General features: G+C 63.7%; 13 protein-coding genes and 2 pseudogenes. All 15 read left to right on the top strand.

Translation table 11 applies throughout. The features are described from left to right. Positions 1-1,439: replication-associated recombination protein A (locus tag ACE03M_RS07030; RefSeq protein ID WP_485933273.1), on the top strand; the 1,439-nt coding region annotated here is incomplete at its 5' end. A gap of 138 nt (positions 1,440-1,577) precedes the next feature. Next, positions 1,578-2,198: pseudogene (locus ACE03M_RS07025) on the top strand (cation:proton antiporter domain-containing protein); the annotation flags it as partial. A 40-nt stretch (positions 2,199-2,238) separates the two neighbouring features. Then, positions 2,239-2,568 (top strand): annotated as a pseudogene (locus tag ACE03M_RS07020) (cation:proton antiporter domain-containing protein); the annotation flags it as partial. 21 nt (positions 2,569-2,589) lie between these two features. Then, the gene (locus ACE03M_RS07015; protein WP_485933358.1) at positions 2,590-3,192 is read left to right on the top strand and encodes an NAD(P)-binding protein; all 603 of its coding nucleotides are present in this window, start codon (positions 2,590-2,592) and stop codon (positions 3,190-3,192) included. Between the two features lie 300 nt (positions 3,193-3,492). After that, on the top strand, positions 3,493-4,092 hold the full coding sequence (rpsD, locus tag ACE03M_RS07010) for a 30S ribosomal protein S4 (RefSeq protein WP_186293019.1): 600 nt from the start codon (positions 3,493-3,495) through the stop codon (positions 4,090-4,092). A 175-nt stretch (positions 4,093-4,267) separates the two neighbouring features. Beyond that, on the top strand, positions 4,268-6,922 hold the full coding sequence (gene alaS, locus ACE03M_RS07005; protein WP_485933272.1) for an alanine--tRNA ligase: 2,655 nt from the start codon (positions 4,268-4,270) through the stop codon (positions 6,920-6,922). Further along, the gene (gene ruvX, locus ACE03M_RS07000; RefSeq protein ID WP_143921802.1) at positions 6,919-7,395 is read left to right on the top strand and encodes a Holliday junction resolvase RuvX; all 477 of its coding nucleotides are present in this window, start codon (positions 6,919-6,921) and stop codon (positions 7,393-7,395) included. The genes alaS and ruvX overlap by 4 nt, the downstream gene beginning before the upstream one ends. Then, positions 7,392-8,534, top strand: coding sequence for an endolytic transglycosylase MltG (mltG, locus tag ACE03M_RS06995; RefSeq protein WP_143921801.1), 1,143 nt, complete (start codon positions 7,392-7,394; stop codon positions 8,532-8,534). The genes ruvX and mltG overlap by 4 nt, the downstream gene beginning before the upstream one ends. Next, complete coding sequence (locus tag ACE03M_RS06990; protein WP_485933270.1) at positions 8,531-9,499, top strand: shikimate dehydrogenase family protein; 969 nt, start codon at positions 8,531-8,533, stop codon at positions 9,497-9,499. The genes mltG and ACE03M_RS06990 overlap by 4 nt, the downstream gene beginning before the upstream one ends. Before the next feature lie 27 nt (positions 9,500-9,526). Then, positions 9,527-10,303 carry an A24 family peptidase gene (locus ACE03M_RS06985; protein ID WP_143921799.1) on the top strand — a complete coding sequence of 259 codons (777 nt, stop codon included), beginning with the start codon at positions 9,527-9,529 and terminating at the stop codon, positions 10,301-10,303. A gap of 10 nt (positions 10,304-10,313) precedes the next feature. Beyond that, positions 10,314-11,519, top strand: a complete 1,206-nt coding sequence (gene aroC / locus ACE03M_RS06980; protein ID WP_485933268.1) for a chorismate synthase — start codon at positions 10,314-10,316, stop codon at positions 11,517-11,519. Continuing rightward, a complete protein-coding gene (locus ACE03M_RS06975) occupies positions 11,516-12,139 on the top strand; it encodes a shikimate kinase (protein ID WP_143921797.1) in 624 nt (207 codons plus the stop codon). The genes aroC and ACE03M_RS06975 overlap by 4 nt, the downstream gene beginning before the upstream one ends. Before the next feature lie 79 nt (positions 12,140-12,218). Beyond that, a complete protein-coding gene (gene aroB, locus ACE03M_RS06970) occupies positions 12,219-13,334 on the top strand; it encodes a 3-dehydroquinate synthase (RefSeq protein WP_143921796.1) in 1,116 nt (371 codons plus the stop codon). A 115-nt stretch (positions 13,335-13,449) separates the two neighbouring features. After that, the gene (gene efp, locus ACE03M_RS06965) at positions 13,450-14,010 is read left to right on the top strand and encodes an elongation factor P (RefSeq protein ID WP_143921795.1); all 561 of its coding nucleotides are present in this window, start codon (positions 13,450-13,452) and stop codon (positions 14,008-14,010) included. Beyond that, positions 14,011-14,418, top strand: coding sequence for a transcription antitermination factor NusB (gene nusB / locus ACE03M_RS06960; protein WP_143921794.1), 408 nt, complete (start codon positions 14,011-14,013; stop codon positions 14,416-14,418). Positions 14,419-14,434: the final 16 nt, after the last annotated feature.

Below are 14,434 nucleotides of genomic sequence, written 5' to 3'. Positions count from 1 at the left end.
CGCCTGGTCCGGGCGTCGGCGGTTCATCTGCCGGTTCGGGGCGAGCTCTCGATCCGCTGGCGGTGCGGATGCGTCCGCGCACCATTGCCGAGGTGGTCGGCCAAGATCATCTGACGTTCCCCGGTTCACCCCTCGTCCAACTCGTCGAGGCCAGCGGGGGAGACCGGGCAGGAGCCTCCTCGGTGATCCTGTGGGGTCCTCCCGGGGTCGGCAAGACCACCCTGGCCCACGTCATCTCCCACGCGCCGGGCCGCACCTTCGTCGAGATGTCCGCGATCACCGCCGGCGTCAAGGACGTGCGACAGGTGATCGAGAACGCCAGGCGCGAGCGCGACATGTATCAGCGCACGACCGTGCTGTTCCTCGACGAGATCCACCGATTCTCGAAAGCGCAGCAGGATGCTCTGCTGCCAGCGGTGGAGAACCGCCTCGTCGTGCTCGTGGCCGCGACGACCGAGAACCCATCGTTCTCCGTCATCTCCCCACTCCTGTCCCGCTCGCTTCTGCTCACGCTGCGTCCGCTCGACGATGCCGCCATTGCCGATCTCCTCGACCGTGCAGTCACCAGCGAACGAGGTTTGGCCGGCCAGTTCGAACTCGAGCCTGCGGCGAAGGACTTCATCGTCCGCATCGCCGGTGCTGACGCCCGGCGCTCCCTGACGATCCTCGAAGCCGCCGCCGGAATCGCTGCCGCACAGGCAGAGTTCGCAGGGGCAGACGACGGAGACGCGGCCGACGACTCGCCTGATGACACGGCCGACGACGCGACTGATGACGCGGCCGATTCGGAAACTGATCGCCGCGCGATCCTCATCACCGAGGCCGCCTGTGCCGAGGCCAGCTCCGAAACTGTGCTGCGCTACGACAAGAACGGTGACCAGCACTACGATGTCATCTCCGCATTCATCAAGTCGATTCGCGGCTCAGACGTCGATGCCGCGTTGCACTACCTGGCCAGGATGATCGTTGCCGGCGAGGACCCCCGCTTCATCGCGCGGCGCGTCGTGATATCGGCTGCCGAGGACATCGGTATGGCCGATCCGCAGGCCCTGCCGATCGCGGTGGCGGCGTCAACAGCCGTGCAGAACATCGGCATGCCGGAAGGACGCATTCCGCTGGCCGAGGCGGTCACCTACCTGGCCATGGCGCCGAAGTCGAACGCGAGCTACCGCGCCCTCGACGCAGCCATCGCCGACGTCAAGAACGGGTTCTCCGGGCAGGTGCCAACACATCTGCGGGACGCGCACTATCCCGGCGCCAAGGAGCTCGGCCACGGCGAGGGCTACAAATACTCGCACGATCATCCTCACGGAGTCGCTGCCCAGGAATATCTGCCCGAGGCACTGCGCGGGAAGCGCTACTACGAGCCGACAGGCAACGGGATGGAGCGCTCCTTGGGTGAGCGTCTCGAGATGCTGCAGAGACTCCTGCGGCCCTGATAAAGGCACCGGCCTGCCGATATTCGCCGCCGAATTCCTCCCTCTGACCCCTGGGACGCGGTAGTTTTGTGCACAGGATGAAGGAGAGCCGCGGCCACGATCGGTTCGCTGGCGTCTGAGGGGCCGAAGAGGGTTGACGTGCAGGACATCATCGTCACCATCGCGGCCGCTCTCGCTCTGGGATTGGTGGCGCGCGTACTGCGCATTCCTCCACTGGTGGGCTTCCTTGGTGCCGGATTCCTGCTTCACTTCCTCGGCTTCTCCGCATTCGACGGTCTCGAACGGATCTCCGACCTCGGCGTGGTTCTGCTCCTCTTCACCATCGGACTGAAGTTCGATCTGCGATCCCTCCTCCAACCCGAGGCCTACGGTACGGCTGCGCTCCATATGATCTCCAGTGTTCTCGTGGGAGCCGGCACGATCGGGTTCGCTGCGGTCATCGGCGTCGTATCGCTCGACGGTGGACTGGGCACGATCGGTCTGCTCGGATTCGCACTGTCGTTCTCCTCAACAGTTCTCGTGGTCAAGGTCCTCGAAGACCGCTCCGACGACGGTTCGTACTACGGTCAGATCGCCATCGCCATCCTCGTCCTCCAGGACATCGCCGCCGTCGCCTTCATCACCGTTGCAGGTGAGGAGCCGCCGAGTCTATGGGCCTTCGCACTCGTTCTCCTGATCCCCGCAGCATGGGTGCTGCGCCGCATTCTCGACCGTGTGGGACGAGGCGAGCTGCTGGTGCTCTTCGGCGTGGTCATGGCACTGGGCCCGGGATACGTGGCCTTCGAGTCCGTGGGCATCCATGGTGACCTGGGGGGCTTTGGTGATGGGTCTGCTCTTCGCCGGCCATCCCAGATCCACCGAGTTGTCGAAGTCCCTATTCAGCGTCAAGGAGCTCTTCCTCGTCGCCTTCTTCGTCGTCATCGGACTGCAGGCGATCCCGACCTGGGCCGACCTGCTCATGGCGTTGATCCTGTGCGTGATTCTCATCCCCTTCAACTTCCTCAGCTTCTATCTGTTGGGTCGACTCTTCGGCCTGCGCAACCGGACCAGCATCCGCACCAGTCTCGCCTTGAGCAACTTCTCCGAATTCGCGCTCATCGTGGTGGCGGTCGGGGCAGCCAATGGAGTGTTCGAGGACAGCTGGCTGACAGTGACTGCTTTGGCCGTCGCGATCTCAATGATCATCTCCTCATTGGCCAACGCCTACAGTCTGCAGATCGTGGGCAGGCTCGATGAGATCCTGCCCGATGAGAATGAGGCCAGACTGCGACCACCGGATCGCCCGATCGACACAGGTACCGCCGAGGTGGTGGTGCTGGGCATGGGCCGCATCGGACGCGGTGCATATGAGCGATTGGTCGACCGAGGGGGTCTGTCCGTCATCGGTGTCGACAACGATCATCTGGTGGTGGAGGATCTCCAGGACGAGAAGTTCAACGTCCTGGAGGGCGACGCCACAGACCACGAGTTCTGGCACCGCATTGTCGTCGGTGGAACCGCCCGGACCGTGATTCTGGCTATGGCGATCCACGACTCGAACACCTTCGCACTCGAACAGCTGAGAATAGCCGGTTTCGACGGTGCCATCGCCGCAGTGGTCCAGCGTCAGGACCAGGCCGACGCCCTCACCGCGGCAGGAGTCCACACCGTCGTCAACATCTATGGTGGTTCGGGAGCCGAAGTTGCTGATGCGGCAATGCGGCTGCCCACCGAGCGAAGGCCCGACGGCGGAGCCGGCCGTACCGGCGCCTGAGCACCAGAACCTGCCGGGCAGATATCCTCTTTGCCCTGTGATCAACCCCGCGGCAGCGCCGCGGCGCATCGCTCGACTCCCCGTTCTGTCGCTTTGCGCCGGGGGAGTGGAATCCGCTAAGATTGGTTGCTGTTGTGCCTGCACCCTAAAGGCGGTCGGTGCGAGCGGATCTCGACGCTCAATCCCTCTTTCCCATCCAGGGAAACAACCGTGTCGACTTGGGCGAGAACCCATGGCCGGTCGAGACACACCATATTGATGAAAGGTAATACAGTGCCAGCACCAGCACGTAACCGCCGGATGACGCGCGTCTCGCGCGCCCTCGGCATGCCGCTGACTCCGAAAGCGGAGAAGTACTTCGAGCGTCGCCCGTATCCTCCAGGCGAGCACGGCCGTGCACGTCGTCGCAATGACAGCGACTACTCGGTCCGTCTCAAGGAGAAGCAGCGTCTTCGCGCCCAGTACGGCATCCGCGAAGCTCAGATGCTCAAGATCTACAAGGAATCCAGCCGCCTCTCCGGTCTGACCGGTGAGACCATGGTCGAGCTCCTCGAAATGCGTCTCGACGCGCTGGTGTTGCGTTCGGGCTTCGCTCGGACCATCGCCCAGGCGCGTCAGTTCGTCGTGCACCGTCACATCACCGTTGACGGCCAGCGCGTCGATCGTCCTTCATTCCGCGTGAAGGAAGGACAGACCATCCAGGTTCACGAGCGCAGTGCATCGATGGATCCGTTCCAGGTCGCAGCAGCCGGTGGACACAAGGATGTTCTCCCTGCAGTTCCCGGCTACCTCAATGTCAACCTCGAAGGTCTGCAGACCACCCTGCTTCGTCGCCCCAAGCGCGAAGAGGTTCCTGTGACCGTTGATGTTCAGCTGGTCGTCGAGCACTACTCGCGCTGATCACCCCAGAGGGATCGCACGGCATCAACTGCCCGGAACGTCGAGTTCCGGGCAGTTGTGCATTCATACGCAAGTCGACGGCGCGCAGCGTCGGCACCTCGCATAATGCGGATGAGCCACTAAACTAATCACTGATGAGTGCAAGAGTGCACACGCAACATGTGAAAGGCCTTGGATGAAGACGGCAGAGATCAAACAGCGCTGGTTGGACTACTTCGAAGCGAATGGGCACGCAGTCGTCCCCTCAGCGTCGGTGATCAGCTCGGATCCATCGATCCTGTTCAACATCGCGGGTATGGTTCAGTTCATCCCGTATCTCTCCGGTCGGGAGCCCGCCCCATTCAATCGCGCCACGAGCGTGCAGAAATGCGTGCGCACCGGCGACATCGAAGAGGTCGGAAAGACCACCCGCCACGGCACCTTCTTCCAGATGAATGGCAATTTCTCCTTCGGCGACTACTTCAAGCGCGAAGCCATTCGCTTCGCCTGGGGACTGCTGACGAACCCCGTGGACGACGGTGGTCTCGGCTTCGACGAGAACCGCCTGTGGGCAACAGTCCATGAGGACGATATCGAGACCATCGACCTGTGGCTCGAGGAGACCTCGATTCCACGAGAGCGCATCCAGCCGCGCGACAACGAGGACAATTTCTGGCACACCGGTCAGCCCGGCCCCGGCGGCTACTGCTCCGAGATCTACTTCGACCGTGGTCCGGACTACGGTGTCGAAGGCGGTCCCGTGGCCGATGAAGATCGGTACATCGAGATCTGGAACCTCGTGTTCATGGAATTCGAACTCAGCGAGGTCCGGTCGAAGGTCGATTTCGACATCGCCGGCGACCTCCCAGCGAAGAACATCGACACCGGCATGGGCCTCGAGCGTGTCGCCTTCCTGCTTCAAGGCGTCGAGAACATGTACGAGATCGACGAAGTCTTCCCCGTCATCGAGGCCGCCAGCCGCCTCTCCGGCCACAGCTACGGTGCCGATCACGAGGCCGACGTGCAGATGCGAGTCGTGGCCGACCACGTCCGCTCCTCCTTGATCATCATCGGCGATGGTGTCCGCCCTGGCAACGAAGGCCGCGGCTACATCCTCCGACGTCTCCTCCGCCGTGCCGTACGTGCGATGCGCCTCCTCGGCGTGACCAGCGAAGTTCTGCCGGAGCTGCTGCCGGTGTCCATGGAATCGATGAAGCTCTCCTACCCTGAGCTGGAGACGGATTTCGACCGCATCTCCCGCATCGCCTACGCCGAGGAGAAGGCCTTCCTGCGGACCCTGGAATCGGGCACACAGCTGTTCCAGAACGCTGCGGCCTCCCTGCCTGAGTCGGACAAGACCATCAGCGGCGACGTGGCGTTCGCTCTGCACGACACCCACGGATTCCCCATCGATCTGACTCTGGAAATGGCTTCCGAGCAGGGCGTCCACGTTGACGAAGAGGGCTTCCGCGCCCTGATGAGTCAGCAGCGGACCCGAGCCAAGGCCGACGCGAAGGCGAAGAAGGGCGGCGGACATACCGACCTCTCTGCTTACTCTGCGCTGCTCGAAGACGGTGCCTCCGAGTTCGTCGGCTACGACCGCCTCGAAGCCGACTCCCGGGTGCGTGGAATCGTCGTCGACGGGCTCGCCCAGGAAGTTCTGACACCGGGACAGTCCGCCGACCTCATCCTCGATCTGACTCCGTTCTACGCCGAGGCAGGCGGACAGCGCGCCGATATCGGCCTCATCAAAGGCCATGGTTTCACCGCCCGCGTCCTCGACGTGCAGAATCCCATCAAGGGGCTCCCCGCGCACAGAGTCGAAGTCATCGACGGCGAGATCCATGTGGGGGCCGAGGTCCTGGCCGTCGTCGACCGCGACCACAGGTTCCAGGGTTCACAAGCGCACACCGCCACGCACCTCGTCCACGCCGCGCTGCGCGAGATCCTCGGTACTCACGCTGTCCAGGCCGGCTCGATGAACCAGCCGGGCTACATGCGCTTCGACTACTCATTCCCTGAAGCCCCGAGTCCGCAGATGCGGGCGGAGATCGAAGACGTCGCCAACCTCGCCGTTCGTTCGAACTACGAGGTCGGGACCGAATTCCTGCCGTTCGAGGACGCCAGGAAGTCAGGTGCGATGGCGCTCTTCGGTGAGAAGTACCCGAATATCGTGCGCGTCGTCGACATCGGCGGGCCATTCTCCCGCGAACTCTGCGGAGGCACACACGTCGGTGCTTCGTCCGAGGTCGGGCCGATCTCCGTGCTCTCCGAAGCCTCCGTGGGCTCAGGCGTGCGCCGCATCGAAGCCGCCGTCGGCATGGACGCCTTCCGCTCGCTGGCAGCTGAACGCAGCATCGTCTCCTCCCTGTCCGACATGCTCAAGGTGCCGGGAACCGATGTGCGCGAACGCGTCGGAGATCTGATGACCAAGCTCAAGGATGCGGAGAAGGAGATCGCTCGCCTGAACTCCCAGCAGCTCCTGGCCTCAGCAGGAAGATTCCTCGACAACGCCGAAACCGTGGGATCAACTCTGTTCGTCGTCGCCGAACTCGGCGAGGTCTCGAATGCGGGAGATATCCGCACAGTCGTCACAGACCTGCGCGGTCGAGTCTCGGAACGATCCGCCGTGGTCCTCGGCATCGGAATGAGCAACGGAAAACCCGTTGTCGTGGTCGCCACGACCGCTGCCTCACGCGATGAGGGACAGCAGGCCGGCAAGCTCGTGTCACTGGCCTGCGGTGAACTCGGCGGCGGCGGAGGAGGCAAACCCGACCTCGCTCAGGGCGGCGGCAGCGATGCCTCCGCGATCCCCTCTGCCATCACAGCGGTCAAGGCAGCTCTCCAGTGAGTTTCCGCCGGGGCCGACGTATCGGCCTCGACATCGGTTCGGTGCGCATCGGGGTCGCCAGCAGTGACCCTGACGGCATCCTCGCTACGCCGCTGACAGTGGTGCGGAGGACCGACGAGCCTGCTGCGCTGAGAGCGCTGCGGGAGATCATCGACGAATACGAACCGATCGAACTGCTCATCGGCGACCCGAAATCCCTCGACGGCGCGGCACGGGCGGCGGCGGCGACCGCACTTGATTTCGCCAGGCGAATCAGCCTCGCTACGTCGACGCCCATCCGCCTCGTCGATGAGCGCTTCACCACGGTCGAGGCTCACCACGCCCTCGCCGCCGCAGGGAAGAACTCGCGTCAACGTCGTGAGATCGTCGATGCCCAGGCAGCCGTGATCATTTTGCAGAATGCCCTCGAATTCGAACACAACACCGGTGAGCCAGCCGGTCGAGCAATGCCCGACGAGGAGAGTGAGCTATGAGCCCGTTCCCAGGTGAGTTCTCGGAAGACGAAGGGCTGACCAGGTCCGACCTCAGAGCAAAGAAGCGCCGCCGGATGCTGCGCAGACGTCGGACGACGGCCATCGTCGTCGTCTGCGTGCTCGTATTCGGCATCGGAGGATTCTTCGGTGTCAGAGCCGCCGGCGGAGTCTTCGATGACCTGTTCGGTCCCAAAGGCGACTACGAGGGCGCCGGCACCAGCGAGGTCACGATCGAGATCCCGCCGGGAGCCTCTGCCCGCTCCGTGGCCAATCAGCTCGTCGAGGCCGGGGTGATCATGAACTCCGAGCCGTTCCTCGACGAGGTCGAGCGCCGCGATATCACGATCCAGGCCGGGCCGATCATTCTGCGCGAGAAGATGAGTTCCAAATCAGCAGTGGAAGCGATCGTCAATCCGATCAAACCTCCCACGATCACGATCGCCGAGGGCCGCAAGATCGACCAGATCAAATCGACGATGGTCGAGTCGGGAATGAAGGCCGAAGCCGTCGACAAAGCCATCGATGACAAGACCCCGAAGGATTACGGCCTCGACGTCGACGCCCCCAGCCTGGAGGGGTATCTGTATCCGGCAACCTACGAACTGAACCAGGACAAAACGGCCGAGGACATCGTGTCCGAGATGGTCAATAAGACGAAGCTTGAGATCGAGAACGCTGACATCGATCTCGACGACGCGAATCGGATCATGACCCTGGCGAGCCTCGTCGAAATCGAATCGCCCGGTGACGAAGAGGTCCGAAAGAAGGTGGCGCAGGTCTTCCTCAACCGCATCTCAGAGGATTCGAGGACCGGCGAACTGCTCCAGTCCGATGCGACGGTGGCCTATATCCACGGTGCCCGCAGTGACCTGACGACGACGAAGGAGGAGCGCGAGTCCGACAGCCCGTACAACACGTACAAGAAGAAGGGGCTGCCACCGGGACCGATCAATTCGCCCAGCGCCGGAGCAGTCGATGCCGCGCTCAATCCCACCAAAGGTGATTGGCAGTTCTTCGTGGCCACGAACCCGGACACCGGGGAGACCAAATTCGCCGACACCTACGACGAGCATCGGAAGAATGTCGAGATCTATCGGAAATGGCTCAAGGAGCACGGAGAGGCCAACGGCGACAAATGACGATCTCGGCTGCGGTGCTCGGTCGCCCGATCGCCCATTCCAAATCGCCGCTGCTTCATCGTGCGGCATTTCAGGCCCTGGGCCTCCACAGCAGCGAATACGCCAGTTTCGACATCGGCGCGGAGGACCTCGAATCCTTCCTGGCAGCTCACCGAAGCCAGATCGGATTCTCGCTGACGATGCCTTTGAAGGAACGGCTCGTCGAACTCGCGTTGACCCATGGGTGGGGCCTCGATGACACAGCCGGGCTGACCGGAGTGGCGAACACACTGGTTCGCCGAGGTGGGGCGACGTCGGTTGCGAACACCGACGTGCAGGGCATCGTGCGCGCGCTGACTCCGGGTCTCAACACCTATCGGGAAGCAGCAGTCACCGCCGCGATATCGGCCACGGCCGCAGGTCTCGGCGCGACTGCAGGCGTGAGCACGGCCGACGGCGATGGTGCTGACAGAGCGACCATCCTGGGTGCAGGAGCGACCGCGGCTTCGGCGCTGCTGGCCTGCCGCGAACTGGGCATCGCCACGGTCGAATTCCTCGTCAGAAACCCTGATCGGGCCGGACGGGTCCTCGACCTCAGCAAACAGCTTGGAGTGTCGGCGTCCACCGCGCCGCTGAGACAGATCGGACCCTCCGCCGTTGTCATCTCGACCCTCCCCGCCGAGGCTGTCCTCGAACTGCAGTGGTCTCCCGGCTTCCGCTGCGGAGTTGCCCTCGACGTCGCCTATGCTGCGGAGTCCGGCTTCCTTCAGGCAGCCGAATCCCACGGCCTCATCCCGGTAGAGGGCACGGTGATGCTCGTCGAGCAGGCCGTTGCACAGTCGGAGATGTTCATCGCCGCGGCCGAAGCAGCGGATGCCGAGCCCTGCCTCACTCAGGGCCCAACGCAGAACGCTGAGCGGCGCGCCGTGATCACAGCAGCCATGTACAGCGCACTCGAAGATCGACCTGGGCCGGCAGGCGACTGACCAGAAGGACGGAAAGGGCGGGCGAGGGTGGACATCGGAGTTCTCCACGGGTGGCCGATCGGAGTCAGCGCCGTCATCAGTGCTGGTCTCGGCATTCTCCTGGCCCGCAGCACCTCGTGGTGGCTGGCCGATGACGACCACGCTGCAGTGCTCGCGAAGACTCGTCTTTTCCGCCCTCTGCCCTTAGTGATCCTCGGCATCGTCTTGGCAGTTGCGGCCGCACTGCTCTTCCCCGCCGCCGGCGCGGCACCCGGCTCCGGCTCACTATCCGATGCCGGCTCAATGTCAGGCGCCGGTCATAGTGCCGACATCGGGTCCGTCGACCGGCTTCTGCTGGCTCTGAGCCTGGGTGCAGCGGCCGCTGCCACCCCGTACCTCGCTGTCGTCGACATCGTCATCCATCGGCTGCCGGATCGGATCGTGTATCCGCTCATCGGAATCGAACTTCTCACCTTCGTTCTCGGGCAGCTGCTGGGGGAGTCCGCCATCTGGGGCCTCGGTCTCATCGCCGGAGTCGCCGGGGTCCTGTTCTTCGGCGTCCTCTACCTGAGCGGACGGGTGATGCACGCGCGCACGATGGGTCTCGGCGACGTCAAACTGGCGTTCGTCGTATTCGGTGTGCCCACACTGTTCTCCCCATGGGCACCGGCGCTCGTCTTCATCATCATGATGCTCATCGCCGGCATCGCAGCCCTCCTGGCAGCCGCTGCGAAACGCAGCCTGAAGGCGACGACGATCGCATTCGGACCGGCAATGCTATCCGGAATGTGGTTCGGGTCGGTGCTTGGCCCAATCCTTTTGTAGAATCGGTTGAATGTTGAGATGGCTGACTGCAGGCGAATCCCACGGCGAAGCGCTGACTGGGATCATTGAGGGGCTTCCCGCCCACGTTCCTATCACCAGGGAAGACATCCGCGCGAGCTTAGCTCGACGCAGACTGGGCTATGGCCGTGGAGCGCGGATGAAGTTCGAAGCCGACGAGGTTCGCCTCCTCGGCGGAGTGCGACACGGGCAGACATTGGGCTCACCCGTGGCCGTCGAGGTCGGGAACACGGAATGGCCCAAATGGGAGACCGTGATGAGCCCCGACCCGATCGACGAGGACGAACTCGCCGGTCAGGCTCGGAACGCCCCGCTGACCCGACCGCGGCCCGGTCATGCCGATATCGTCGGCATGCAGAAGTACGGATTCGACGAGGCTCGACCGATCCTCGAACGTGCCTCGGCCCGAGAAACGGCAATGCGTGTGGCGTTGGGCACCATCGCCGCGAACTTCCTGGGCGAACTCGGCATCACGCTCGTCTCCCATACCGTGGCAATCGGCACGGCTGCGGAATCCGCAGAGACTGCGACCGAACCAGCATTGCCGTCGGCAACGGACGTCGACGCACTCGATGCCGATCCCGTGCGCTGTTTTGACCCGGAACTCTCCGCTCGCATGGTTGAGCAGATCGATGCTGCGAAGAAGGCCGGCGACACCCTCGGTGGAGTCGTCGAGGTCCTCGCCTATGACCTGCCGCCCGGTCTTGGCTCGCACGTCCACTGGGACCGTCGGCTCGACTCCCGACTTGCCGGGGCCCTGATGGGCATTCAGGCGATCAAGGGCGTCGAGGTCGGCGACGGCTTCCTCACTACCAGGCGCCCCGGGTCCGCAGCCCACGATGAACTCGCCGTGGGTGACGAAGGTATCCGACGCGTCAGCAACCGCGCAGGCGGCACCGAGGGCGGAATGTCGACAGGTGGACCGCTGCGAGTCCGGGCAGGCATGAAGCCCATCGCTACGGTCCCACGCGCTCTGGCCACCGTCGACGTCGTCACCGGTGAACCTGCCAAGGCCAACCACCAGCGATCCGACGTGTGCGCGGTTCCGGCCTCCGGTGTCGTGGCTGAGGCGATGGTGGCTCTCGTTCTCGCCGAGGCAGTGGTGGAGAAGTTCGGCGGAGACTCCGTGGCCGAGACCAAGCGGAACCTGGATGCCTACGTGGCGGCCATTCCGGAGAACCTCCGCATCGGCCGATGACTCAACGCCCGCACCCGAAACCGGTTCCACCGCTGGAACCGGTCCCGGCCTCGCAGTCGCGCATCGTCCTGACTGGACCGCCTGCGGCCGGCAAATCCACGATCGGTCGTCTCCTGGCTGATCGACTCGATCTGCCGCTCATCGACACCGATGCGAACATCGTCGACAAGTACGGCGTCATCGCAGAGATCTTCGTCGAGCGTGGTGAGGACCATTTCCGACGGATCGAACGCGAGGTCGTCCGGCGCGCCCTGCGTCGTCTGCTCGACCGTCCAGGCATCGTCTCCCTGGGCGGGGGAGCGATCCTCAACCCGGGCACCCGTGCCCAGCTGGGCCATCCCGCGATCAAGGTCGTGCACATCGACATCGATGTCGACACCGTCGTGACTCGACTGAACTCCCCGCACAGACCGCTGCTGCGCGGTGCGGGAACCCCGGTCGAGAACTGGTTGGCGCTCGTGAACGAGCGTGAACCTCTCTATGATCAGGTCGCGACCTTCCGTGTACATGCCTCGAATTCGCATCCCTCGACCATCGTCAACCGCGTCGTCGACGTCCTCACCGGTCTGCAGCGCGCGGAGGAGTATGCCAAGTACTCGGGCCGCGACCCGGAGAGTTAGGCTTGAAGTCGCAACCGGTTCAGAGTTCAGCCACCGCGGTCATGTCATGCCCGGAGGCAGCAAAGGGGAAAGTGCACGAATGAGTCTCACACGCATCAATGTCGAAGCCGGCGGGAACTATCCGGTTCTCGTGGGCCAAGGTCTCCTGGGCGAACTTCCCGAGCTCCTCGGTCCCCGCGTCGAGAAGGTGCTCGTCATCCATCCGCGGGCTCTGCGGACAACAGGGGAGACGGTCCGTGATGACCTGCGTGCAACGGGTCTCGATGCGATTGTGGCCGAGATCCCGGATGCGGAGGAAGCCAAACATGTGCAGGTCGCCGCGTTCTGCTGGCAGGTCCTCGGTCAGAGCGACTTCACCCGCACCGATGCCATCATCACTGTCGGCGGAGGAGCCGTCTCCGACCTCGGCGGCTTCGTCGCAGCAACCTGGCTGCGCGGAATCTCCGTCATCCACATTCCCACCACGGTCCTCGGAATGGTCGATGCGGCCATCGGCGGCAAGACCGGAATCAACACCGCTGAAGGCAAGAACCTCGTCGGTTCCTTCCACGCGCCCCAGGGCGTCCTCGTGGACCTCGACACCCTGCAGACGCTGCCGGAGAACGAGCTCTTCACCGGCCTCGCCGAGGTGGTCAAGACCGGCTTCATCGCCGATCCTGCGATCCTCGATCTGGTGAGCAGGCATTCGAAGGCTGAGATTGCCGAGGTGGATGGTCCCGTCCTGCGTGAGCTCATCGAACGCGCCATCGCCGTCAAGGCCGAGGTCGTCGCAGACGACTACAAGGAGTCCGGACGCCGCGAGATCCTCAACTACGGCCACACCCTCGCCCACGCCATCGAGCACAAAGAGCGCTATCAGTGGCGCCACGGCGCCGCGGTATCCGTGGGCATGGTCTTCGCCGCCGAGGTAGCGGCGATGGTCAAGAGCCTCTCGCCGGAGACCGTCGACCTCCATCGTGAGCTGCTGACCAAGCTGGGCTTGCCCATCGCCTACCGTGCCGATGTCTGGCCGCAGCTCCTGGATACGATGAAGCGAGACAAGAAGGCGCGCGGTTCGATGCTGCGCATGGTGCTGCTGAGCGAGGTGGGCGCACCCACGACGGTGGAGATCCCGGACGTCTCAATTCTCCACACGGCCTACCAGGAGATCGGCGAGGACTCGCCCCGCGTCATGCTCGGCACAGATCTGGGCTGAGTGGCCCAAGATGGCAGCTGCTACCCGAGCTTGCTAGAATTGCTGTTTGGCGAAACTGCCAGACACACCAAATCACCTCGCGGTGGCCAAGACTGACACGAAGAAGGACGAATTAGTGGCTTCAACCAACGACCTGAAGAACGGCCTTGTGCTCAATATCGACAAGCAGCTGTGGCAGGTGCTGGAGTTCCAGCACGTCAAGCCCGGCAAAGGTCCGGCATTCGTCCGCACCAAGCTCAAGAACGTCATCTCCGGCAAGATCATCGACAAGACCTTCAACGCCGGGACCAAGGTCGAGACAGCCAATGTCGACCGTCGCGATATGCAGTACCTCTACCATGACGGCACCGACTACGTCTTCATGGACGCCGAGGACTACGACCAGGTCAGCGTCTCTCCCGACCTCGTCGGCGATGCCGCCAACTACATGCTCGAGAACCAGAACCTGCAGATCTCCTTCCACGAGGGCACCGCGCTCTCTGTGGAACTGCCGCCTTCGGTCGAGCTGCTGATCACCCACACGGAACCTGGACTGCAGGGCGACCGCTCGACCGGTGGCTCCAAGCCTGCAACGCTGGAGACCGGCTACGACATCCAGGTGCCCCTGTTCCTCGAAGAGGGCACCAAGGTCAAGGTGGACACCCGCAACGGCGACTACCTGGGTCGCGTCAAGTAAGTGTCAGCACGAACGCGGGCCCGCCGTCGGGCCTTGGAACTCATGTTCGAGGCAGGACAGCGTCGCCTCGACACCGATCAGGTCGTGACCATGCGGTCCAACGACCCCGACTATCCGATGAAGGCCTACGCGGTGGAGATCGTCGAAGGAGTCACGAGCCATCGTGACGAGATCGACGAGATCATCGCCACCTACGCGGAGGGCTGGACTCTGGAGCGGATGCCGGCCGTCGACCTGGCCCTGCTCCAGATCGGAACCTGGGAGATCCTCTTCAACGATGAGGTGCCTGACAAGGCAGCCATCGACGAAGCCGTCTCGCTGGCCAAACAGTTCTCAACGGACGACTCGCCAGGGTTCATCTCGGGACTGCTCTCACGCGTCCTGGACGTCAAGCCCACCCTGATCTGAGTCCGGGGGGGGGGGG

It is taken from the genome of Brevibacterium sp. AGC70 (genome assembly GCF_057334195.1).
The sequence above is the reverse complement of the archived record's forward strand: the minus strand, read 5'-3'. Positions and strand labels throughout refer to the sequence as shown.

Bases quoted from the DNA above. Each gene is read 5' to 3' on its own strand.
- rpsD (WP_186293019.1), top strand. From the start codon at position 3,493: ATGACGCGCGTCTCGCGCGCCCTCGGCATGCCGCTGACTCCGAAAGCG.
- alaS (WP_485933272.1), top strand. From the start codon at position 4,268: ATGAAGACGGCAGAGATCAAACAGCGCTGGTTGGACTACTTCGAAGCG.
- mltG (WP_143921801.1), top strand. From the start codon at position 7,392: ATGAGCCCGTTCCCAGGTGAGTTCTCGGAAGACGAAGGGCTGACCAGG.
- ACE03M_RS06990 (WP_485933270.1), top strand. From the start codon at position 8,531: ATGACGATCTCGGCTGCGGTGCTCGGTCGCCCGATCGCCCATTCCAAA.
- aroC (WP_485933268.1), top strand. From the start codon at position 10,314: ATGTTGAGATGGCTGACTGCAGGCGAATCCCACGGCGAAGCGCTGACT.
- ACE03M_RS06975 (WP_143921797.1), top strand. From the start codon at position 11,516: ATGACTCAACGCCCGCACCCGAAACCGGTTCCACCGCTGGAACCGGTC.
- aroB (WP_143921796.1), top strand. From the start codon at position 12,219: ATGAGTCTCACACGCATCAATGTCGAAGCCGGCGGGAACTATCCGGTT.